A 721-nucleotide genomic window follows, 5' to 3' on the forward strand; every position below is an offset into this window, starting at 1 on the left:
CCTTCAATCTCATAGATAACGATAAGGTCACATTTTCCGTTTTCCGGCGGATAGATCCGCAATTGTTTTATATGATCCATGTCCCTGAAAATCTTATTTTCAAGATATAGAAATCTTTCATGGATCCCATAGGTTTCTTCCATATAGTTTTTCAGATCCTTTGGCAGAGACAGCCGCAGCTGGTCTGAACCTTTCTCATGCCGGATCCCCATCTGCATGTATGTGACCGGGATATTGCCCTGTTTAAAACGGGGCGGATTTGGATCTTTGATCCCTCCGGTCTTTTTCAGGACATAGAAAGATCTCCATGCTTTGTCCAGCTGCTTGCAGGTCTCCTGTGCTGTCTGTGACGGAAGCTGTCTGTACCACAGATCTCCTTTATGCGCTTTTTTCTGATAATACCAGTCAGGATACTTTTCCAGTCCCAGCTCTTTATAATGATGACGTTCGTAGTTGCAGACATTCCAGAGTTTGGAAGCTGCATAACACATATGCCCTATGATATTGGAATATTCCGGCCGGATCTTTACAGATGTTCTGTGTGACAGCAGCATTCCTCTTCCCCCTTTGGACAGCTATGCAGATAGAGATCTACACTCCACCTTGGTTTAATACGACTTGCTCTGATGCTCAATATAACGGCGGATATTTTCCTCCGATACAGATCCGATCGTTTCCACATAATAGGAATGGTTCCACAGCTCTCCCTTCCATAGCTGGT

1 protein-coding gene and 1 pseudogene are annotated in these 721 nt (G+C 44.4%); both read right to left on the reverse strand.

Annotation, left to right across the window (positions count from 1 at the left end; all coding sequences use genetic code 11):
• Nucleotides 1–554, reverse strand: a pseudogene (locus tag ACTNDQ_RS15400) (RNA-guided endonuclease InsQ/TnpB family protein); the annotation flags it as partial.
• A 54-nt stretch (nt 555–608) separates the two neighbouring features.
• Nucleotides 609–721: transposase (locus tag ACTNDQ_RS15405; RefSeq protein ID WP_441065003.1), on the reverse strand; the 113-nt coding region annotated here is incomplete at its 5' end.

The sequence above is a fragment of the Blautia massiliensis (ex Liu et al. 2021) genome (genome assembly GCF_052064225.1).
Taxonomy (GTDB): Bacteria; Bacillota; Clostridia; order Lachnospirales; family Lachnospiraceae; genus Blautia_A; species Blautia_A fusiformis.